At 63.7% G+C, this 20,030-nt stretch carries 19 protein-coding genes; 9 read left to right on the plus strand and 10 right to left on the minus strand.

From position 1 onward, the window contains the following. Positions 1-109: 109 nt before the first annotated feature. On the minus strand, positions 110-1,534 hold the full coding sequence (locus KIT02_RS16370; RefSeq protein WP_297580141.1) for a circularly permuted type 2 ATP-grasp protein: 1,425 nt from the start codon (positions 1,532-1,534) through the stop codon (positions 110-112). A gap of 151 nt (positions 1,535-1,685) precedes the next feature. After that, complete coding sequence (locus KIT02_RS16375; protein WP_297580143.1) at positions 1,686-2,477, minus strand: NYN domain-containing protein; 792 nt, start codon at positions 2,475-2,477, stop codon at positions 1,686-1,688. 147 nt (positions 2,478-2,624) lie between these two features. On the opposite strand from KIT02_RS16375, the gene KIT02_RS16380 reads away from it, so the two are divergent. After that, complete coding sequence (locus tag KIT02_RS16380) at positions 2,625-3,554, plus strand: 2-hydroxyacid dehydrogenase (protein ID WP_297580145.1); 930 nt, start codon at positions 2,625-2,627, stop codon at positions 3,552-3,554. 279 nt (positions 3,555-3,833) lie between these two features. Here the strand turns inward: KIT02_RS16380 and KIT02_RS16385 are convergent, their stop codons facing one another. Next, entirely contained in the window at positions 3,834-4,172 is a 339-nt protein-coding gene (locus tag KIT02_RS16385) for a cupin domain-containing protein (RefSeq protein WP_297580147.1), read from the minus strand. Positions 4,173-4,326: 154 nt separating this feature from the next. Here KIT02_RS16385 and KIT02_RS16390 point away from each other — a divergent pair, with 154 nt between their 5' ends. Then, complete coding sequence (locus tag KIT02_RS16390) at positions 4,327-5,958, plus strand: alpha-glucosidase family protein (RefSeq protein ID WP_297580149.1); 1,632 nt, start codon at positions 4,327-4,329, stop codon at positions 5,956-5,958. A 54-nt stretch (positions 5,959-6,012) separates the two neighbouring features. On the opposite strand, the gene KIT02_RS16395 is transcribed toward KIT02_RS16390, so the two are convergent. The 4 genes from KIT02_RS16395 to KIT02_RS16410 all read right to left on the minus strand — a co-directional run bounded on the left by KIT02_RS16395 (position 6,013) and on the right by KIT02_RS16410 (position 9,144). Further along, positions 6,013-6,294: a hypothetical protein gene (locus KIT02_RS16395; protein WP_297580151.1), complete on the minus strand. Its 282-nt coding sequence runs from the start codon at positions 6,292-6,294 to the stop codon at positions 6,013-6,015. A gap of 136 nt (positions 6,295-6,430) precedes the next feature. Continuing rightward, the gene (locus tag KIT02_RS16400; protein ID WP_297580153.1) at positions 6,431-6,721 is read right to left on the minus strand and encodes a hypothetical protein; all 291 of its coding nucleotides are present in this window, start codon (positions 6,719-6,721) and stop codon (positions 6,431-6,433) included. 22 nt (positions 6,722-6,743) lie between these two features. Next, positions 6,744-7,814, minus strand: a complete 1,071-nt coding sequence (locus KIT02_RS16405) for an AbrB family transcriptional regulator (protein WP_297580155.1) — start codon at positions 7,812-7,814, stop codon at positions 6,744-6,746. Between the two features lie 160 nt (positions 7,815-7,974). After that, positions 7,975-9,144, minus strand: a complete 1,170-nt coding sequence (locus KIT02_RS16410) for a M20 aminoacylase family protein (protein ID WP_297580157.1) — start codon at positions 9,142-9,144, stop codon at positions 7,975-7,977. A 450-nt stretch (positions 9,145-9,594) separates the two neighbouring features. Here KIT02_RS16410 and KIT02_RS16415 point away from each other — a divergent pair, with 450 nt between their 5' ends. From KIT02_RS16415 to KIT02_RS16445, 7 genes are all read left to right on the plus strand, one after another. Next, the gene (locus KIT02_RS16415) at positions 9,595-10,353 is read left to right on the plus strand and encodes an electron transfer flavoprotein subunit beta/FixA family protein (protein ID WP_297580159.1); all 759 of its coding nucleotides are present in this window, start codon (positions 9,595-9,597) and stop codon (positions 10,351-10,353) included. After that, on the plus strand, positions 10,353-11,276 hold the full coding sequence (locus tag KIT02_RS16420) for an electron transfer flavoprotein subunit alpha/FixB family protein (protein ID WP_297580161.1): 924 nt from the start codon (positions 10,353-10,355) through the stop codon (positions 11,274-11,276). Before KIT02_RS16415 ends, KIT02_RS16420 begins: the two co-directional genes overlap by 1 nt. A 170-nt stretch (positions 11,277-11,446) precedes the next feature. Continuing rightward, a complete protein-coding gene (locus KIT02_RS16425; protein WP_297580163.1) occupies positions 11,447-12,631 on the plus strand; it encodes an amino acid aminotransferase in 1,185 nt (394 codons plus the stop codon). A 126-nt stretch (positions 12,632-12,757) separates the two neighbouring features. Continuing rightward, positions 12,758-13,411, plus strand: a complete 654-nt coding sequence (gene fsa, locus KIT02_RS16430) for a fructose-6-phosphate aldolase (protein WP_297580165.1) — start codon at positions 12,758-12,760, stop codon at positions 13,409-13,411. 162 nt (positions 13,412-13,573) lie between these two features. Then, a complete protein-coding gene (locus KIT02_RS16435) occupies positions 13,574-14,632 on the plus strand; it encodes an Mrp/NBP35 family ATP-binding protein (RefSeq protein ID WP_297580167.1) in 1,059 nt (352 codons plus the stop codon). Between the two features lie 121 nt (positions 14,633-14,753). Beyond that, complete coding sequence (locus KIT02_RS16440; RefSeq protein WP_297580169.1) at positions 14,754-16,067, plus strand: GH1 family beta-glucosidase; 1,314 nt, start codon at positions 14,754-14,756, stop codon at positions 16,065-16,067. Between the two features lie 37 nt (positions 16,068-16,104). Further along, positions 16,105-16,668, plus strand: a complete 564-nt coding sequence (locus KIT02_RS16445; protein WP_297580171.1) for a UPF0149 family protein — start codon at positions 16,105-16,107, stop codon at positions 16,666-16,668. Here KIT02_RS16445 and KIT02_RS16450 read toward each other — a convergent pair whose 3' ends face one another. From KIT02_RS16450 to KIT02_RS16460, 3 genes are read right to left on the minus strand one after another with little or no spacing between them, the layout of a single operon-like run. Next, complete coding sequence (locus KIT02_RS16450; RefSeq protein WP_297580173.1) at positions 16,669-18,228, minus strand: ABC transporter ATP-binding protein; 1,560 nt, start codon at positions 18,226-18,228, stop codon at positions 16,669-16,671. It lies immediately after the preceding gene. Continuing rightward, a complete protein-coding gene (locus tag KIT02_RS16455) occupies positions 18,215-19,063 on the minus strand; it encodes an ABC transporter permease (protein ID WP_297580175.1) in 849 nt (282 codons plus the stop codon). The genes KIT02_RS16450 and KIT02_RS16455 overlap by 14 nt, the downstream gene beginning before the upstream one ends. Then, positions 19,060-20,010: an ABC transporter permease gene (locus tag KIT02_RS16460; protein WP_297580177.1), complete on the minus strand. Its 951-nt coding sequence runs from the start codon at positions 20,008-20,010 to the stop codon at positions 19,060-19,062. The genes KIT02_RS16455 and KIT02_RS16460 overlap by 4 nt, the downstream gene beginning before the upstream one ends. Between the last annotated feature and the right edge of the window lie 20 nt (positions 20,011-20,030).

Genomic DNA, 20,030 nt, shown 5'->3' on the forward strand with positions numbered 1-20,030 from the left:
CCGAGCGTGCCCACAGGCTTCCGCAAGTTCGGACCAAGCTTCCCTCCCCCTTGTGGGGAGGGAGTGAGGGTGGGGGTATGTTCCCGCGAACACAGTGTGCTGGCCATCATCAATCTTCCAGCACCCAGGTGTCCTTGGTCCCGCCGCCCTGCGACGAGTTCACCACCAGCGATCCCTTCTTGAGCGCCACGCGGGTCAGGCCGCCCGGGGTGATCCGCACCTCGTCGCCCACCAGCACATAGGGCCGCAGGTCCACGTGGCGCGGCGCCACGTCGCCATTGATATGGGTGGGGCAGGTGCTTAGGTTCAGCGTCGGCTGCACGATGTAATTGTCCGGCCGCGCCTCGATCTTCTTCTTGAATTCGGCGTGCTGCGCCTTGGTCGCCGTCGGCCCCACCATCATGCCGTAGCCGCCCGAGCCATGCACTTCCTTGACCACGAGGTCGGCGATGTTTTCCAGCACCCAGGCGCGCTGGTCCTCGTCGGTGCAGTTATAGGTCGGCACGTTGTTGAGCAGCGCCTTTTCGCCCAGGTAAAACTCGATGATCTCGGGCACATAGGTATAGACCGCCTTGTCGTCGGCGATCCCGGTGCCCGGCGCATTCACCAGCGTGACATTGCCGGCGCGATAGGCGTCGAAAATGCCCGGCACGCCCAGCATGGAATCGGGGCGGAAGGTCAGCGGATCGAGATAATCGTCGTCGATGCGGCGATAGATGACATGCACCTGTTCGGGCCCGGTCGTCGTGCGCATATAGACCTTGCCGCCATCCACGAACAGGTCGGGGCCCTCGCACAATTGCGCGCCCATCTGGTCGGCCAGGAATGAGTGCTCGAAATAGGCAGAATTATAAATGCCCGGTGTCAGCACGGCGATATTGGGCGTGCCGCGAACATTTTCCGGCGCCACGCTTTCCAGCGTCCGGCGCAGGTTTTCGGGATAGGTTTCGACCGGCGCAACCTTGGATTTCTGGAACAGGTCCGGCGCCAGGATCATCATCGCTTCGCGGTCTTCCAGCATATAGCTGACCCCCGAAGGCGTGCGCAGATTGTCTTCCAGCACATAGAATTCGTCCGGACCCACCCGCACGATGTCGACGCCGATGATATGGGCATAGACCCCGCGGGCCGGTTCGAGCCCCATCATCTGCGGGCAGAAGGCCTCATTGTTGAGGATCAGTTTTTCCGGCACCCGCCCGGCCTTGAGGATTTCCTGGCGGTGGTAGATGTCATAGAGGAAGGCATTGAGCGCCTTGACGCGCTGCTCGATCCCCTTGGAGAGCCTGCGCCACTCATTGGCGGCGATGATGCGGGGAATGACATCGAAGGGAATGACCTTTTCGGTGCCTTCCTCCGAGCCATAGACGGCAAAGGTGATGCCCAGCTTGCGGAAAATGGCCTCGGCATCGGTCTGCATCAGGGCCAGCGCCTTGTCGGGCTGTTCATCCAGCCACTCGGAGAGCGCGCGGTAGGGTTCGCGGACGGACCCATCCGGATTGTACATTTCGTCAAACGGCGTTTTCTCGCCCATCATGCTCCGCTTGTCTGATACGGCCTTCCCATCGCCTTGCCATTGCTACACATCTGGCCGCCGCCGTCCAGACGCTCATGTCCTGCGATTGCCGCTTTTTCGTGCAGCTCAGGCTTGCACAGCCCCGCGCAAAAATGCTCTCATTCGCGCGCAATCAGCCCTCGATCGGCAAGACCTGCTTCTGCGGTGCCGGCTTCTTGCCCCCGTTCCCTTGTTTTGATCGGGCGACCGACTGCGTGTTGCGCACCCTCACGCGCGTACCGCCCGTCGGTGGCTGCAGGACATCGAAACTGTTGGTGTTGCGCACCAGATCGCTCAGTTTGGCAAAGCCGTAATTGCGCGAGTCGAAGTCCGGCGCCAGCTTGGCCAGCCGGCTGCCGACTTCGCCCAGGTTCACCCAGTCTTCATCGCTGTCGATCAGGGCAATAGCCTTTTTGAGCAGCGGCACGGCCTGGGTAGGCGGGCGCGTCTTGGGCACTTCCCTGGTGCCTTCGACGGCTGGCGCCCGAAGATGCTCGGTATAGATGAAGCGCTTGCACGCCTGCCGGAAACTGAGCGGCGTCTTCTGCTCACCGAAGCCGAAAACATCCAGGCCTTGCTCCCGAATGCGGGACGAGAGGCGCGTGAAATCGCTGTCCGAAGACACGAGGCAAAACCCGTCGAAACGACTGCTGTGCATCAGGTCCATTGCATCTATGACCAATGCGATGTCAGCCGAGTTCTTGCCCACCGTATGAGCCGGCTGGTGCACGGCCATAATGGCGTGCTCGGCCAGCACCGAGACCCACTTCCTGGATTGCGGGCTGGAAACGTCCCCATAGATCCGGCGCACGCTCGCTTCCCCGATTTTAGCGATCTCCTCGAACAGGCCACGGGCAATATCGGCCGAGGTGTTGTCCGCGTCGATCAGGACCGCGAGCTTGAGCGTCGGAGATGTCTTGGACATGGCTGGTCCCCCAAAATGCTGGACATAGACTTGGGGTCATTGCCCCCCTTGGGCAATAATTCGGCTCGTCTTAGGGTAAATCGCTTCTTGCCCTTGGCCCGGCGCAACCCGGCCGCTAGACTCCGCCCATCAGAGGGAACCCATTTCATGACCATCGAAATTTTGCAGACCCATCCCCTTCTGGCCTCCTGCGAAGCCGCGCTGGCCGCGCGCTATACCGTGCACAAGCTGCATGAGCAGGCGGACAAGTCCGCCTGGCTGGCCGCCAATGGTGCGCGTATCCGCGCCCATGCCGGCTCGGGCGTCCAGGCCGGCCTCATGGACGCGCTCCCCAATCTGGAAATCATCGCCAGTTTCGGCGTCGGTTACGACAATATCGACACTGCCGCTGCCAAGGCGCGCAATGTGCGCGTCACCAATACGCCGGATGTGCTCAATGACGCCGTGGCCGAACTGACCATTGGTCTGATGATCGCGCTGGCGCGGCGAATTCCGCAATCGGACCAGTTCGTCCGCCAGGGCAAGTGGCCCAATGCCAGTTTCGGCCTCTTCTCCGAACTGACCGGCAAGACCGTCGGCATTCTTGGCCTTGGCCGCATCGGCAAGGAAATCGCCACCCGCCTTCAGGCCATGAAGATGCGCGTCGTCTATCACGGCCGCCGCCAGCAGCCGAACACGCCCTATATCTACTACGATGATCTCAAGGACATGGCCCGCGACAGCGACTGGCTGGTGGTCATCGCGCCCGGCGGCAAGGGTACGGAGGGGATCGTCAATCGCGCCGTGCTCGAAGCCCTCGGTCCCAGGGGTCACATCGTCAATGTGGCCCGGGGCACGCTGATCGATGAAGCCGCCATGGTCGACCTGTTGGTGTCAGGCGGCCTGGGCGGCGCCGCGCTCGATGTTTTCGTCGAGGAACCAAAGGTGCCCGAGGCGCTGCTCGGCCTCGACAATGTCGTGCTCTCGCCCCATCAGGGCAGCGCCACCCACCAGACCCGCGACGCCATGGGCGCGCTTCTGGTCGCCAATCTCGAACGCCACTTCGCCGGCGAACCGCTGATTTCGGCCGTGGTGTAGCCCCTCATCCGCCCTTCGGGCACCCCCGTTCGAGCCGGGGGCAAGCTCTTCTCCCACAAGGGGGGAAGGAAGACCAGTTGGGCCACCGGCTTACCCCTCTCCCCTTGTGGGAGAGGCTTGCAAGCGCCCGGAAATCGCTCCGGGGGAGCGATTTCAGCGAGCAAGGCCCGGAAGGGCTGGATCGGCCGCAGGCCGAGACGGGTGAGGGGGGCTCCCCCCACGCACCATGTCATTCCCGCGAAAGCGGGAACCTCTGGTTTGCTGCACCCAGCGCCGCCCCTATTCCAGATCTACCTGCACCATCTGCCCCGCCGCATGGATGCACACGATATCGAGCCGCCCCGGACCCAGATTGGTGAACTTGTGCGGCGTATGGGCGGGCGCCACGGCAATATCGCCGGGCCCGACCTCGAACCGCTCCTCGCCGATCACCACTTCGGCGCGTCCGCTGCGCACCACCCAGGTTTCGGCATAGGGATGGGTGTGCAGCCTCGGCCCCTGTCCGGGATCATTATCCACGGCAAAGAACGATATGGGCGTCTCATAGGCTACCCCTTCGAAGCGGATGGTGCGGCTCGGCGATTTGGGCCGGTCGGCGGCGCGCAGGATATGGGCCATGTCAGCTCTCCTCTTATGCCACCATGACGATTTGGCCGGACCGGCTTCGACAGGCCGTCATGGGACCTCTGCAATCGGCCCCGATTAACAGCGACCCACTTACCCGATAGTGTCAGCAGCGAATCCGGCCCCAAGGCCTTCAAGGAGCATACCGATGACCGAATGGTGGCGCGGCGGAGTGATCTATCAGGTCTATCCCCGCTCGTTTCAGGACAGCAATGGCGATGGCATCGGCGACCTGCCGGGCATTATCGATCGCCTCGACTATATTGCCGGCCTGGGCGTGGACTGCATCTGGCTCAGCCCCATCACCCAGTCGCCACAGGCCGATATGGGCTATGATGTCTCCGACTATATGGAAGTCGACCGCCTTTTCGGCTCGCTCCAGGATTTCGATCTCCTGATCGAAAAGGCCCATGCGCTGGGCCTCAAGGTCATCATGGACAAGGTGGTCAGCCACACCTCGGATGAACATCCCTGGTTCCAGGAATCCAGCCTCAATCGCGATAATTCCAAGGCCGACTGGTATGTCTGGGCCGATGCCCACCCCGATGGCACCCCGCCGAACAATTGGCTGTCGGTCTTTGGCGGCTCGGCCTGGGAATGGCATACCGGACGGCGCCAGTATTACCTCCACAACTTCCTCACCTCGCAGCCCGATCTCAACTTCCACAATCCCGCCGTGCAGGATGCCGTGCTCGATGTCATGCGCTTCTGGCTCGATCGCGGCCTCGATGGCTTCCGGCTCGATACCGTCAATTACTATTTCCACGACGCCAGGCTGCGCTCCAATCCGCCGCTGAAATCCCTCAAGGGCCAGCCGGCGATCAATCCCTATGACATGCAGAGCCACAAATATTCCAAGAGCCAGCCGGAAAATGTCGACTGGCTCCGCCGCGTGCGGGCGCTGCTCGATACCTATCCCGGCACCACCAGCGTCGGTGAAGTGGGCGACGACGAGCGTGGCCTGGAACTGATGAAGCAATACACCTCCGGCAGCGAACTGCTGCACATGTGCTATTCCTTCGACTTCCTCGGCCCGAAATTTTCGGCCGAACACTTCCGCAGCAAGGTCGAGGCCTTTTTCTCCAAGGACGAATTCGGCTGGCCCTGCTGGAGCTTTTCCAACCACGACGTCATCCGCCACATGACACGCTGGGCTCCCTTCAGCTCCAATCCGGCCGATCTGTCGCGCCAGGCTGCTGCGCTGGTCCTGACCCTCAAGGGTTCGGCCGGCCTCTATCAGGGCGAAGAGCTGGGCTTGCAGGAAGCCGATATTCTCTATGAGGAACTGACCGATCCGCGCGGCATCCGCTTCTGGCCGGCCGACAAGGGCCGCGATGGCTGCCGCACGCCCATGCCCTGGCAGTCGAGCCTGCCCCATGCCGGTTTTTCGACCGAAAAACCCTGGCTGCCGGTCAAGCCGGCCCAGATGGCGCTGGCCGTCGATCGCCAGACTGACGATCCGGAGTCCACGCTCAATTACTACCGCAAGATCCTGGCCTGGCGGAAATCCCACCCGGCCCTGGTCACCGGCGATATCGCCTTCTTCAAGGTTGCCGAGCCGGTCCTGGCCTTCCGCCGCAGCGCCGGCAACAAGGATCTCATTTGCGTTTTCAACCTCTCGGGCGAAGCGCGCACGATAACCCTTTCGGGCGTCGAGCTGGCGCTGGAGCCGGTCAGCAACCGCGCCGAATTGTCGGGCAATACCCTGGCGCTCGGCCCCAATGGTTTTGCCGTGCTGCCCGCGCCGGCGGGCGAGGGCAAGGTCGTCTATAAAGGATGACCGGCCTGCGCCGCGGCCGCGAAACAATTTCGAGGGCCGCGGCGCAGAGGCGCGTTACACCGAAACGCCGGCCAGCTGCTGCATGGTTTCCGGGTTGAAATAGGCAAAGCCCGTGCTGCCGTCGGCGGCGGTGATGGTGATGCGGGCGCACCCGCCCCAGTCATCCACCTGGTCAACCACGATGCCCTGGGAGGCAAACTTGGCGATCAGCGTGTCCTGGTTGGCGGCGATGTCGTAGCTGGCGTCGCACACCATGGCCGAAGCGGCCTGCGCGGGCATCGAAACGCCTGCCAGCGCCAGCGTGGTGAGGGCGGCAGCGATAAGGGTCGATTTCATTTTTGAAGTCCTTTCCGTGGGAGGAGATAACGGAAAGGAGCATGCGCCCTTGCGGCTGATGCAGCCAGTTAAAGCCCTGTAAGGCTTATGAATTTTTGGAAAATGGCGGTAAGGAACCGTCCATGTTGGGCTGCGGCTATTGCACCCGCTCCAATGTGCTCGGGTCGAAATACTGCATTTCCTCGCCGCCACCCGGCTTGCGCACGAAGACCTGCAGGCATTCGCCCCAGGTCCGCACATCGGTGGCGTCGACGCCGCGCTGCTTGAGCCGCATCAGGTAGAATTCGTTCCGCTCGCTTTCGGAAAACTCCCCGATACTGATGCCGAACGAGATATGCGCGCCGCCGCGTCCGAGGCACAAGGGGCCGGCCATGGCCGGAACCGAAGCCAGGAAAACCAGGGCCGAGGCGAGAACTAATCTGTGCATGGCGCGAACTCCGTTTGCCCCCTCATGCGTCACCTTTGTGGCGCTCCTGCGACCGTTTCTCGCGCCAGCGGATCAGCACCACCACGGCCGGTATGGCAAAGCTGAGCATCAACAGGCGGATCACGTGATGGGCAGCAATGAACGCCGTATCGTAGCCCAGCGCAATCCCCAATGCGCCCATGCCTTCGAGCGCCCCGGGAGACAGGCCCAGCCAGATCTGGCCGAAAGGCATGTCGACCAGTTGCGCCACCCCCAGCGCCATCAGTGTCACGATGCCCAGCGTCATCGCCGTGGCGATCAGGCCGCCGGTCGCCGCCGCCGCGAACTCCCGTCGCGTGATGCCCAGAAACCGTGAACCGATCAGCGCCCCGGTGGCAATGAAAGTCACTGTCACCAGTTCGGGCGGCATGGCCTCGGTATAGAGCCCGCCCAGCTTCGCCCCGGTCGCTGCCGCCATGGCGCCCAGAACCAGACCAGCGGGGATTTTCAACCGCTCGAAGACAAGGCCCAGGGCAACGCATCCCAGGGCCAGCAGCACCAGTTGAAGCGGGCTCAAAATCGCCTGTCCGGCGCCGGCGGGCGTAAAATGCTCGATGGGCAGCACCGTGGCGCCGATGGGCACGGCTATGGTCAGCATCAGGATGCGAATGACCTGGATGATGACGATCTGCCGCGAATTGCCGACCCCGGTCGCCGCAATGCCCATGACGAAGGACAGGTGCCCGGGAAACGAGCTGAGATAGGCGGTGCCCGGATCGAGTTTGAAGAACCGCGTCAGCATCCAGCCGGTCGCCGCCACGATGATCACCAGTTCAATGGCCAGCGCCGCCAGGCTGATCGGCCAGGTGCCGAGCAGGTTGAGGCTGTCCGGCGCCACGCTGGCGCCCATCGACATGCCGATCAACACGAAGACGACGTTGCGCAGCCCGTTCGGCATGGCCACCGGCGCCCCCGCCATGGCCGCCACGGTCACGGCCAGCGCCCCGCCCATCAGCCAGCCTGCCGGCAACCCGATCAGCATGGCGAGCCCCCCGCCGAGCGCGGAAATGGCAAGAGTGAGCAGAACGGGGAAGAGCGTCGTCAGGCTGGGCATCACCCAGATGCCTTACCCCAAGTCCCTCCGGCGCAAAAGGTTGATCGACACCATCAACATCTACGGCGCCCGTTCAGCCTCCCCTTGAGGGGAGGGCAAACGCAGCTTAGCCGCAGGCTTAGCGGAGCTCGGGAGGGGCTTTCTCCCCTAAAGATACACGCTACCCCGCCGGCAGCGCCCGTTCCACCAGACGTACCCAATAGCTGGCGCCCACCGGAATGGCTTCGTCGTTGAAGTCATAGGTGTCGGTATGAAGCTCGGTGGAGTCGCCATTGCCGAGGAAAATATAGGCGCCGGGCCGCTCGTTGAGCATGAAGGAAAAATCCTCGCCCCCCATCGAGGGTGCGACATCGGCGTCGACCCGCTCGCCTCCGACGATTTCCCGGGCTACCTCGGCGGCAAAGGCGGTCTGGCGCTCGGAATTGACCGTCACCGGATAACCCCGCGAATAACGCACGCTGGCTTCGGCGCCAAAACTCTGGGCAAAGCTGGGCACGAACTCGCCCAGCTTGGCCTCGATGAAATCCTGCACGGCGCCGTCAAGCGTGCGCACGGTGCCGGTGATCTTGGCGGTGCGCGAAATGACGTTGTCGGCCTCGCCCGCTTCGATCATGGTGACGCTGAGCACGGCGCTGTCCAGCGGGTCGAGATTGCGCGAGACGATGGTCTGCAGCGCCGTCACCATCTGCGCGGCGACGATGATCGGGTCGATCGTCTGCTGCGGCCGCGCCGCGTGGCCGCCCTGGCCCTCGATGTCGATATAGAAGCGGTCAGTGGCCGCCATGATGCCCCCGGCGCGAATGCCGAACGCACCGACCGGCATGCCCGGCCAGTTGTGCATTCCATAGACTTCGTCGATGCCGACGCGCTCGAACAGGCCGTCCTCGATCATCACCTTGCCGCCGCCACCGCCCTCTTCGGCCGGCTGGAAGATCAGGGCCACGCGTCCATCGAAATTGCGCGTCTCGGCCAGATATTTGGCAGCGCCCAGGAGCATGGCGGTATGACCGTCATGGCCGCAGGCATGCATCATGCCGGGCACGGTGGAGGCATAGTCGGCTGCCGTCTGCTCGGTCACGGGCAGGGCATCCATGTCGGCCCTGAGGCCAATGGTCCGGCCGCTGGAATTGCGCTGCCCGTTGATGATGGCGACAACCCCGGTGCGCCCCAGCCCGGTGATCACCTCGTCACAGCCAAAAGCCCGCAGCTTCTCCGCCACGATCCCCGCCGTCCGATGCACCTCGAACAGCAATTCGGGATGCGCATGAAAGTCCCGTCGCCACGCGGCGATTTCGGGCTGAAACTCGGCAATACGGTTGAGGATAGGCATAAACTGTCCGAAGCAGGGGAAGTGCGCGCAGTGTCTCCGCCCGCACGCACCGCGTCAACTCCGCCCCATGCCGCAGGCCAAATTGCCCTACCTGACGCCCGGTGCTTGCTGGGAGCGCGCAACCACTCGATGTCATTCCCGCGAAAGCGGGAACCTCTGTTTGGTAGGCCAGCGGCTAGGCTTTCAGTTGGGATGAACGGAGGTCCCCGCTTTCGCGGGGATGACCCTGATAAAGGTGCGCCCGTGCAGTGCGTCAACTTGATCGGTCATCGCATCCTGGACTTGCGCGATGTCATTCCCGCGAAAGCGGGAACCTCTGCTCCCCCAATTCCCGCCCCCCTCAAAACCGCTTTCCAACAATTCGCCTGCCATCGAACCGATATTCCCCTCCCGCGCCTTGCCCGTTCCCGGCCTTTTTGCCATTGAAGCGCCAACCTGACGGAGCTGCTCATGAAAATCCTCGTCGCGATCAAGCGCGTGGTCGATCACAATGTCCGTATCCGGGTCCGGCCCGATGGCTCGGGCGTCGAGACCAATGGCGTGCGCATGTCGATGAACCCGTTCTGCAAGCACGCCGTCGAGGCTGCGGTGCAACTGGCCGAGGCCGGGCAGGCCGACGAGATCGTCATCGTGTCCATCGGCCCCAAGGCCAGCAACGATGTCATCCTCACCGCCCTGGCCATGGGCGCCCATCGCGGCATTCTGATCGAAACCGACGCGGCGCTCGAAACGCTCGCCATCGCCAAACTGCTGGCCAAGGTCGTTGCGGAAGAACAGCCTGATCTGGTCCTGCTCGGCAAGCAGGCTGTCGATGACGACAGCAACCATGTCGGCCAGATGCTGGCCGCGCTCACCGAACGGCCCCAGGCCACCTTCGCCTCGGAGATCAAGCTGTCCGGCACGGAACTCGAAGTCACCCGCGAGGTCGATTCCGGCCGCGAGACCATTGCCCTGCCGCTTCCGGCTATCGCCACTGCCGATCTGCGTCTCAACACCCCGCGCAATGCCGCGCTGCCCATGGTGATGAAGGCGCGCTCCAAGCCGCTTGCCGTGCGCCCCGCCGCCGAATTCGGTGTCGACCTCACCCCGCGCCTCCGGGTTGAAAAAGTATCCCCGCCGCCCGAACGTGTGGCAGGCTCCACGGTTGGCTCTGCCGCCGAACTTGCCGCGATCATCGTCACCGATGTCAACGCGATGGAGGCGATCTGATGAGCGTCCTGGTTCTCGCCGATATCGATAACGGCGTGCTCTCGCCCGCCACGGCCCGCATCGTCAATGCCGCCAGCCAGCTTGGTCCTGTTGATCTTCTCGTGCCCGGTCCCGCCGCGGCCGCCGAAACGGCCGCCGCCATTTCCGGTGTCACAAAAGTGCTGGTCAGCGCTAACAGTCTGCTAGCGGATTCCCTGGTTGCGTTACTGTCAGAGTTGGCAGTCCGTTACCCCTATGTGGTCTCGAGCGCATCCACCCTGGGCAAGGATGTGATGCCGCGGCTCGCCGCCAGGCTCGACATCCAGCCGGTGACTGACATTGTCACCATCGAGGGAGAAAATCGGTTTACGAGGCCCATTTACGCCGGAAACGCGCTCGAAACCGTCACCGACAGCCAGGCCCGGCATGTCCTCACCTTCCGCGCTTCCGCCTTCCGGCCCGCCGCCTCCGGCAACGCGGCGCCACTCGAAGTCATTGAAAACACGGTGCAATCCGCCGCCCGTCTGGTTGCCGCACACCGCACCGAGAGCGATGTGCCCGATCTCTCAACGGCCCAGATCGTTGTCGGCGGTGGTGTTTCGGTCGGCTCCGCCGAAGGCTTCCAACTGATTGAAAAGCTTGGCAAAACTCTCGGCGCCGCCGTGGGTGCCACCCGCGCCGCCGTCGATGCCGGCTACGCACCCAATGACTGGCAGGTCGGCCAGACCGGCAAGATCATCGCCCCCGATCTTTACATCGCCATCGGCATTTCCGGCGCCCTTCAGCACCTCGCCGGCATCCAGGGCGCCAAGAAAATCATCGCCATCAACACCGACGCCGAAGCGCCCATCGTCAAGATCGCCGACGTGGCGCTGATCGGCGATCTTTTTGAAATCATTCCGCAATTGACCGCAGAACTGGAAAAATCGGGCATGAAACGGTAGCCAACCTCTCTCGATGTCACCCCGGCGAAGGCCGGGGTCCATCCTGAGATGTCACCTTGTCTCCCGGCCTTCGCTGCGATGACATGAACCGGCTGCCGAGGTCGTACTTCCAATTGCAAAAATCCCCTGCCGTCCTATAAAGACGGCGCCTTCCCACCGGACCTCCGACAATGTTCGAAAACCTGACCAAGGCCCCTGGCGACAAGATTCTGGCGCTCATGGGGGAATATGCTGCCGACTCCCGCCCCACCAAGATCGACCTCGGTGTCGGTGTCTATAAGGACGAGAAAGGCGTCACCCCGGTGATGTCCTCGGTCCGCAAGGCCGAAGAGCGCATACTTTCGAACGAAAAAACAAAGACTTATCTCGGCATCGCCGGCAACAAGGGCTATGGCGCCGCTGTGCTCGACCTGGTGTTGGCCGATAGTGTCGACCGCGCCCGCGTGCGCATCGCCCAGGCCCCGGGCGGCACCGGTTCGCTCTGGGTGCTGATGCAGCTCATCAACCGGGCCCGGCCCGGTGCGACCGTCCATGTCTCCGATCCGACCTGGGCAAACCACAATCCGATCGCGATTGGCGCGGGCCTCAAGGTCGCGACCTATCCCTATTTCGACCCGGAGACCCGGGGTGTAAAATTCGAGCAAATGCTTGCAGCGCTTGATCAATTGGGCGCCGGTGATGTCGTGCTTCTGCACGGCTGCTGCCACAATCCGACGGGTGCGAACCTCAGCGATGCGCAGTGGGATCAGGTCGCCAGGAGCCTCGCCCGCACCGGCGCGCTGCCCTTCATCGATCTGGCCTATCTCGGTTTCGGCGATGGCATCGAGGCCGATGCCTATGGCACCCGCAAGATTCTATCCTCGGTCCCCGAAGCTCTGATAGCATTCTCGGGCTCGAAGAATTTCGGCCTTTATCGCGAACGTGTCGGCGCCGCCATCCTGGTCGCCCGCACCGCCGAGGAAGCCGAAGTCACCAATTCGCAGCTGCTCAACATCATTCGCGGCGCCTATTCCCAGCCCCCCGACCATGGCGCGGAGATCATCCGCACCATCCTCGAGGACGCGAGCTTGCGCGCCGAGTGGGAAGAGGAGCTTGGAATCATGCGTAACCGTATGATTTCATTGCGTAAAAAGTTGTCGGAGGCCATTCGCGAGCGGTCCAATTCCACCGATTTTGACTTTGTGGCCGATCACCGGGGCATGTTTTCCCTGCTCGGTCTCAGCAATGATGCGGTCGAACATCTCAAAGCCGCAAACGGGGTCTATATGACCGGGGATAGCCGCATCAATGTCGCCGGTATTCCCGAAGATCGCGTCGGCGATCTGGCGGAAGCGTTTTTGAGCGCCGTTCGCTGATCGCACGCCTTGCGGCCCCGCGCCGCCATGGCTACATCTGGATAAACGGTCCGCTGAAAGCGTTTCCAGCAAATGTGCACCGCGATTTTGCGGTTCGGAAACGCGACAAGTTACTAGGAGGGAACGATGAAGTTCTTCGTCGACACTGCAGACACCGCCGCCATCAAGGAACTCAACGACGCTGGTCTCATCAACGGCGTGACCACCAATCCGTCGCTGATCGCCAAGTCCGGCCGTGACTTCAAGGAAGTCATCAAGGAAATCTGTGCCATCACGCCCGATCCGGTCTCGGCCGAAGTCGCGAGCCTTGAATATGACGGCATGGTCGCCGAAGGCGAGCACCTGGCCAAGATCGCCAAGAATGTCGTCATCAAGCTGCCGCTGACGCTCAATGGCCTCAAGGCCACCAAGTACTTCAAGGACAAGGGTATTCCGACCAACGTTACCCTGTGCTTCTCGGCCAATCAGGCCCTGCTCGCCGCCAAGGCCGGCGCGACCTATATCTCGCCCTTTATCGGCCGCCTCGACGATATCAATCTCGATGGCATGGAGCTGATCGAGAACATCCGTCAGATCTACGACAACTACCAGTTCGAAACCCAGATCCTGGCCGCTTCGATCCGCTCGCCCAACCACGTCACCCAGGCCGCCCTGGCCGGTGCCGATGTGGCCACCATCCCGCCCGACGTGATCAAGAAGCTGGCCAGCCACCCGCTGACCGACAAGGGCATCGAAGGCTTCCTCAAGGATTGGGCCGGCACTGGCCAGTCGATCCTTTAGGGTCCATGCTCTTCCTTCTCCCCTTGTGGGAGAAGGTGGCGCGAAGCGCCGGATGAGGGGCGCTGCGTGAAATCGGGAGACCCCTCACCCGTCTCGGCCTCCGGCCGATCCACCCTGTCCCACAAGGGGAGAGGGGCCGGCCGCTGACGAGGGAAAAGACCCATGGCCGATACCGACCTCGCATCGCAGATCAAAGCCGCGCTCGTTGACGTCGAAATCCCCGGCGGAGCCGATCTCGCTGGTTATGCAGGGCTCTCCGAGATCATCGTCACGCCTGGCGCCGTGGCCTTTGCCATTTCGGTGGCGCCCGGCATGGAGGCTGCCTTCGGCCCGGCCCGCGACGCCGCAAAAGCGGTGGCGGAACGCCTTGGTGGTGCGCGCAAGGTCATGGTCTCGCTGACCGCCGAGAAAACCAACACGCCCAAGTTCAGCCACGGCAAGGCAACGCCGCCGGGCAAGACCCGCGTTCCGGGCATCAAGCGCATCATCGCGGTGGGGTCCGGCAAGGGCGGGGTCGGCAAGTCCACCACTTCGGTCAATCTCGCGCTGTCGCTGGCCAGCGAAGGCCTCAAGGTCGGTATTCTCGATGCCGATCTCTACGGGCCTTCGGTGCCAAAACTGCTGGGCCTCGAAGGCCGGCCCGCCATGCGGGACGACGGCATTTTCACCCCGCATGAGGCGTTCGGGCTGAAGGTCATCTCGATCGGCTCCATGCTTGTGCCCGGCCAGGCGGTGGTCTGGCGCGGCCCCATGGCGACCTCGGCCCTGCGCCAATTGTTGCGCGAAACCGCATGGGGCGATCTCGACGCGCTGGTGATCGACCTGCCGCCGGGCACGGGTGACATCCACATCGCATTGTTTCAGCAAACCATTGTCGAAGGCGTGGTCATCGTCTCGACGCCGCAGGACCTGGCGCTCATCGATGCCCAGAAGGCGGTGGATATGCTGCGCCGCATGTCTGTGCCGGTCCTCGGCCTCGTCGAAAACATGAGCTATTTCATCGCCCCCGATACCGGCAACCGCTACGATATTTTCGGCAGCGGCGGCGCCGAAAGGGCCGCCGGCCGGCTGGACATTCCATTCCTGGGCGCCATCCCGCTGGTCATGTCCATTCGCGAAAATTCCGACGCCGGTGTGCCCCCGGTCGCTGCTATGCCCGAGGGCGCGGAGGCGCAGGCCTATCGCCTCATCGCCCGGCGGCTGATTTCCAGCGTGCCGTGACGACCCGGTTCGGGCCACGTGCTTTCGCCATTTAAATCGATTGCGGAAATCGATTGCATCGCTTCCCGCCCAGATGGTATTCCGCTTGCCCACAAGGGTGCAAAGCCCGTCTGGAGGGACCATGTTTTCATTTGAGCGTCGCGATTTCGGGCCGGACTTCACCTTTGGCGTCGCTACGGCCGCCTATCAGATCGAGGGTGGGCAAGGCCATGGTCGCGGCTCTTCGATCTGGGACACCTTCTCGTCCACGCCCGGCAATGTGCACAATGGCGATACCGGGCTCAACGCCTGCAATCACTACGACCTCTGGCCGCAGGATCTCGACCTGATCGGCGAAGGCGGGTTCGACGCCTATCGCTTCTCATTCGCCTGGCCGCGCCTCATTCCCGAGGGCACCGGCGCCGTCAACCAGGAAGGCGTCGACTTCTACGACCGCCTGATCGATGGCATGCTCGAACGCGGCATCAAGCCCTATGCCACGCTCTATCATTGGGACCTGCCCTCGACCCTGCAGGATCGGGGCGGCTGGATGAACCGCGATATCGCCGGCTGGTTCGCCGATTATGCGGCGCTGATCGCCGACAAGTTCGGCAGCCGGCTCCATGCCACGGCCACCATCAACGAGCCCTGGTGCGTAGCCTTCCTCAGCCATTTCCTCGGCATCCATGCGCCCGGCTATCGCGACCTGCGCGCCGCCGCCCGCGCTATGCACCACGTGCTCTTTGCCCATGGCACGGCAATAGACGCGCTGCGCGCCAATGGCGTCAACAATCTGGGCATTGTGCTGAACCTGGAAAAGTCCGAGCCGGCCACCGATAGCGAAGCCGATAAGGCCGCGTGCAATTTCGGCGATGCCCTGTTCAACCGCTGGTATCTCGGCGGCGTTTTCAAGGGCCAGTATCCGGCCGAGATGACCGAGTGGCTCGCCCCCTATCTGCCCGTCAATTATCAGGACGACATGGCGGTGGTGTCCCGGCCGCTCGACTGGCTCGGGATCAACTACTATACGCGCGGCCTCTACAAGGCTTCGAGTGAGCCCGGTCGCCCGGTCGAGCAGGTCAAGGGGCCGCTCGAAAAGACCGATATCGGTTGGGAGATTTACCCCAAGGGTCTGTCGGACCTGCTGGTTCGCGTTTCCAGCGACTACACCAAGCTGCCGATCTACGTGACCGAGAACGGCATGGCCGAGGCCGAAGGCGACGACGATCCGCGCCGCGTCAAATATTACGACGATCACCTCAAGGCGGTGCTGGCAGCAAAGGCCGAAGGGGCCGATGTGCGCGGCTATTTTGCCTGGTCGCTGCTCGACAATTACGAATGGGCCGAGGGCTACAACAAGCGTTTCGGCCTGGTCCATGTCGATTACGACACGCAGAAGCGTACGCCCAAGGCCAGCTATCGATCGTTCCAGGGACTGCTCCACAACACGCGCTGATCGGTGTATCCGGGATGTGAACCATCCCGGAGCCCACATGACCCAGGCGAGCACTGACCTGCCCGAAAGCCTGCAGCGGCTGGAATATCTACTCACCCAGGCGGTGGGTGGCGCCGAATCCCTTTCGGCTCTCGACGGCTATCTGGCCGGCGTCCTGGCCAGTCCCGATCCCATTTCCCGGCGCGAATGGTGGCCGGGCTGGCTGGTCGATGCCGGTGATGCCGAGCTCGACCGGGCCGTCGCGGCGCGATTTGCCGAGATCGAGGCTGAACTGGCGGCCGGCCGATACGCCCCGCTCTATGATGTCGACGACCAGACCGGCGAAATCGATTGGCCCCAGTGGCTCGCCGGGTTCGAGCAGGCCATGCAATTGCGCTTCGCGCTTTGGGACGAGCTGCTGCGGCATCCATTCCAGGATGTGTTGGGTGAGGCAGCGACGCGCCTTGCGACCGCATTGCTGATGGCCCAGCCGGGCTTTGGCCCCGATGACAGCGCCAGCGAAGCCGATTGGGCCGCGTTCGATGCCGAGCGGCAGCAGGTGCCGCGCAATCTGGCCATCGCCACCATGCTGCTCTATCAGGCCGCGCACCGGCGCTCTTGATTACGCCACGTCAGGCAGGCGTGCGGCCATCAGCGCTTTCGTCAGCTTGTGCTGCGGCCGGGCGAAGAGGGCATCGGGCGTACCCTGTTCGACGATGCGCCCCGCTTCCATGACCAGCACCCGGTCGGCAATGGTCGAGACCATGTCGAGATCGTGGGTGATCACCAGATAGGTGAGCCCATGCTCGTCCTGCAGCCGCGCCAGCAGGGTCAGCACATCGGTGCGCACGGACACGTCCAGCGCCGAAACCGGCTCGTCCAGCACCACCAGCCGGGGTCGTGTCACCATGGCCCGGGCAATGGCCAGGCGTTGCCGCTGCCCGCCCGAGAAGGCGTGTGGATAGCGTGCGAGCATGGCGGCGTCGAGCCCGACTGAGGTGATGGCTTCGACCAGCCGTGCCTCGCGTTCGGCAGCCGCCATCGGGCCGAGCAGGTGCAGCGGTTCGGCGAACGAGTCGGCGATGGTCATGCGCGGATCGAAGCTGCTGAACGGATCCTGGAACACCAGAGACATATTGGCGCGCAACCGGCCCGGCAGGTCCTTTCCGCGATAGCGTGTGCCGTCCAGACGCATCTGGCCTTCGCTGGCGCTGTCGAGGCCCACGATCATCCGGGCCAGCGTGGTCTTGCCGCAACCCGATGGACCCACAAGCGCGACGCATTCGCCTTGGTGCAGGGTCAGGTCGACCCTGTCGACAGCCCGCAACAGGCCTTCGCCCCAGAACCAGAAGCCGCCTTGCCGATAGTCGCGGGAAATGCCCTCGACCTCGAGGAGTGGGCCCCCGATGGCCCTGCGCGCGCCCGCTGGCGGCTGCCCACGGGCGGCGCGGACCAGTTCTGCCGTATAGGGCGATTGTGGCTTTCGGAATACCCGCGATGCCTCCCCGGTCTCGACCAGGCGGCCGGCCCGCATCACCCCGACATGGGTGCACAAAGCTGCGACGGCTCTGATATCGTGGCTTATGAACAACAGGGTCATGTTGCGGCGGTTGCAGACTTCCCCGATCAGGTCGAGCACCTTGCGCTGGGTGATGACGTCCAGCGCCGAAGTCGGCTCGTCGGCAATCATCAGTTCGGGCTCGCTGGCCAGCGCCATGGCGATCATGGCGCGCTGCCGCTGCCCGCCCGAAAGCTGGTGCGGATAGCGGGCGCCATGGTTCGGCTCCAGGCCCACTTCCCGCAACAGGTCCGGCACCACCAGTTGCGGCGCGGCGGTGGTTTCCGCCAGGCGGATCGCCTCCTCGATCTGGTCGGCGACCAGCATCAGCGGATTGAGCGCCGTCATCGGTTCCTGAAACACCATGCCGACCCGCTTGCCGCGCATCCGGGCCATGGTGCGTTCGTCGCGGGGCAGGGGCGTGCCGTCAAAGCGGATCGTGCCGCGCGCATCGGCGGTCTCCGGCAGCAATCCGCTGATGGCGAGGGCCGTCAGCGATTTGCCGGAGCCGCTCTCCCCGATCAGCCCGAACCGGTCGCCCCGCTCGATGCGCAACGTCAGATCCTGCAGCACGTCCCGGCCGTCAAAACCGATGTTGAAGCCGTCGATCTCAACCAGCGCCATGGTTCAACCCCTCCCGCTTGAGCCTGGGGTCGAGGGCATCGCGCAATCCGTCGCCGGCGATATTGAGCCCGATCACCATGATCACGATGGTGAGGCCCGGCACCACGCTGAGCCAGGGATGAATCAGAAACAGGCTCTGCACGTCGCGCAGCATGAGGCCGAGGCTGGTGGCTGGGGGCTGGGTGCCCAGCCCGATATAGGAGAGACCTGCTTCGGCGAGAATGCCCAGTGACAGTTGGATCGTCCCCTGCACGATGATCAGGCTCATGATATTGGGCAACAGGTGCCGTGCGGCAATCGCCGTATTGCCCAGCCCGGCCACCCGCGCTGCCGCCACGTAATCCTGGGTGCCGATCGCCAGGGCGCCGCCACGCGCCACTCGGGCAAAGACGGGGATATTGAACACGCCGATGGCGACAATGGCGTTGATTTCGCCCGGACCGAGCAGCGCCGCGATCAAAATGGCGACGACCACGGCCGGGAAGGCGAAGGTGACATCGGAGATGCGCAGCACCACCCACTCCACCGCCCCGCCCCAGGCGGCCGCCGCCAGCCCCATGGGCACGCCGACACCCATGCCGATGCCGACAGCCGTGGCCGCGACGATCAGGCTGGTCAGGGTGCCGCTCATGGCCAGGGACAGCATGTCCCTGCCCAGATGGTCCGTGCCCAGCCAGTGGGCCGCGCTCGGCCCCTGAAAGCGCCGACCAATGACAATCTGCTCGATGGGGTAGGGGCTCCACCACAGCGACACGATTGCGAGCAGCAGGAAGACCAGGCTGATGACCAGCCCAGTCGCGAGGCTCGGATGCCGGAGGAGCTGCCGAATGCTCATGCCGAGCGCCCCCGCAGGCGGGGATCGACCAGCGCATAGGCCAGGTCGGTCAGGAGCATGGTGGCGCTCACCACCAGGACCAGGATGATCGTCGCGCTGCGCACCAGCACAAGGTCGCGCTCGGAAATCGCGGTAAAGATCAGCCGGCCGATGCCAGGCAGGTAAAAGACGTTCTCGACGATGATGGTGCCAGCAATGAGATAGGCAAATTGCAGGCCGAGAATGGTCAGCACCGGCAGCATGGCATTGCGTAATCCATGCCGCCACACCGCCTCACCCAGTGTCAGCCCCTTGGCCCGTGCAGTGCGGATGAAATCCTGCCCCGTCACGTCCACGAGGGCGGTGCGCATGACCCGCGCCAGGATGGAGGCCTGCGGCAGCGCCAGCGCGAGGCCGGGGAGCACGAGGCCGCGCAATGCGGCGCCCGGATCCTCATGCCAGGGTACGAATCCGCCCGTCGGCAGCCATTTGAGGCTCACCGCAAAGACCAGGGTCAAAAGCATCCCAAACCAGAAATTGGGGATCGCCACGCCGATCTGCGCCAGAACCATGAGCACGGTGTCGGTCGCCTTGCCACGGCGCCGGGCCGCCAGGATACCAATGGGCAGGCCCACCACGACGGATACGATCATGGCGATGACAGCCAGCGGCAGCGTCACGCTCAGGCGTTCCAGCATCAGGGTAGAGACGGCCACCCGCTGGGTCTGCGACACACCGAAGTCGCCGCCCATCATGCCGAAAAGCCAGGCGAAGAACCGTTCATGCGCCGGCGCATCGAGGCCCATCTGGGTGCGGAGCGCCGCAACGGCGGCATCGCTGGCATTGATCCCCAGGATAAACCGCGCCGGATCGCCCGGCAGCAGGTCGAGCAGGACGAAAATCACCAGCGCCGCGAAAAACAGCGTCGCGGCGAAACCGAGTAGCCGGCCAAGCAGATATCGTGTCACCGCGTGGCCACCGGCGGTGC

Source organism: Devosia sp. (assembly GCF_025809055.1).
Classification (GTDB): domain Bacteria; phylum Pseudomonadota; class Alphaproteobacteria; order Rhizobiales; family Devosiaceae; genus Devosia.

Excerpts from the sequence above, each read along its gene's own strand:
- KIT02_RS16400 (WP_297580153.1), bottom strand. The coding sequence starts at position 6,721 with ATGCACAGATTAGTTCTCGCCTCGGCCCTGGTTTTCCTGGCTTCGGTT.
- fsa (WP_297580165.1), top strand. The coding sequence starts at position 12,758 with ATGAAGTTCTTCGTCGACACTGCAGACACCGCCGCCATCAAGGAACTC.
- KIT02_RS16385 (WP_297580147.1), bottom strand. The coding sequence starts at position 4,172 with ATGGCCCATATCCTGCGCGCCGCCGACCGGCCCAAATCGCCGAGCCGC.
- KIT02_RS16440 (WP_297580169.1), top strand. The coding sequence starts at position 14,754 with ATGTTTTCATTTGAGCGTCGCGATTTCGGGCCGGACTTCACCTTTGGC.
- KIT02_RS16445 (WP_297580171.1), top strand. The coding sequence starts at position 16,105 with ATGACCCAGGCGAGCACTGACCTGCCCGAAAGCCTGCAGCGGCTGGAA.
- KIT02_RS16425 (WP_297580163.1), top strand. The coding sequence starts at position 11,447 with ATGTTCGAAAACCTGACCAAGGCCCCTGGCGACAAGATTCTGGCGCTC.
- KIT02_RS16380 (WP_297580145.1), top strand. The coding sequence starts at position 2,625 with ATGACCATCGAAATTTTGCAGACCCATCCCCTTCTGGCCTCCTGCGAA.
- KIT02_RS16410 (WP_297580157.1), bottom strand. The coding sequence starts at position 9,144 with ATGCCTATCCTCAACCGTATTGCCGAGTTTCAGCCCGAAATCGCCGCG.
- KIT02_RS16405 (WP_297580155.1), bottom strand. The coding sequence starts at position 7,814 with ATGCCCAGCCTGACGACGCTCTTCCCCGTTCTGCTCACTCTTGCCATT.
- KIT02_RS16455 (WP_297580175.1), bottom strand. The coding sequence starts at position 19,063 with ATGAGCATTCGGCAGCTCCTCCGGCATCCGAGCCTCGCGACTGGGCTG.
- KIT02_RS16370 (WP_297580141.1), bottom strand. The coding sequence starts at position 1,534 with ATGATGGGCGAGAAAACGCCGTTTGACGAAATGTACAATCCGGATGGG.
- KIT02_RS16420 (WP_297580161.1), top strand. The coding sequence starts at position 10,353 with ATGAGCGTCCTGGTTCTCGCCGATATCGATAACGGCGTGCTCTCGCCC.
- KIT02_RS16390 (WP_297580149.1), top strand. The coding sequence starts at position 4,327 with ATGACCGAATGGTGGCGCGGCGGAGTGATCTATCAGGTCTATCCCCGC.
- KIT02_RS16450 (WP_297580173.1), bottom strand. The coding sequence starts at position 18,228 with ATGGCGCTGGTTGAGATCGACGGCTTCAACATCGGTTTTGACGGCCGG.
- KIT02_RS16375 (WP_297580143.1), bottom strand. The coding sequence starts at position 2,477 with ATGTCCAAGACATCTCCGACGCTCAAGCTCGCGGTCCTGATCGACGCG.
- KIT02_RS16415 (WP_297580159.1), top strand. The coding sequence starts at position 9,595 with ATGAAAATCCTCGTCGCGATCAAGCGCGTGGTCGATCACAATGTCCGT.
- KIT02_RS16435 (WP_297580167.1), top strand. The coding sequence starts at position 13,574 with ATGGCCGATACCGACCTCGCATCGCAGATCAAAGCCGCGCTCGTTGAC.
- KIT02_RS16395 (WP_297580151.1), bottom strand. The coding sequence starts at position 6,294 with ATGAAATCGACCCTTATCGCTGCCGCCCTCACCACGCTGGCGCTGGCA.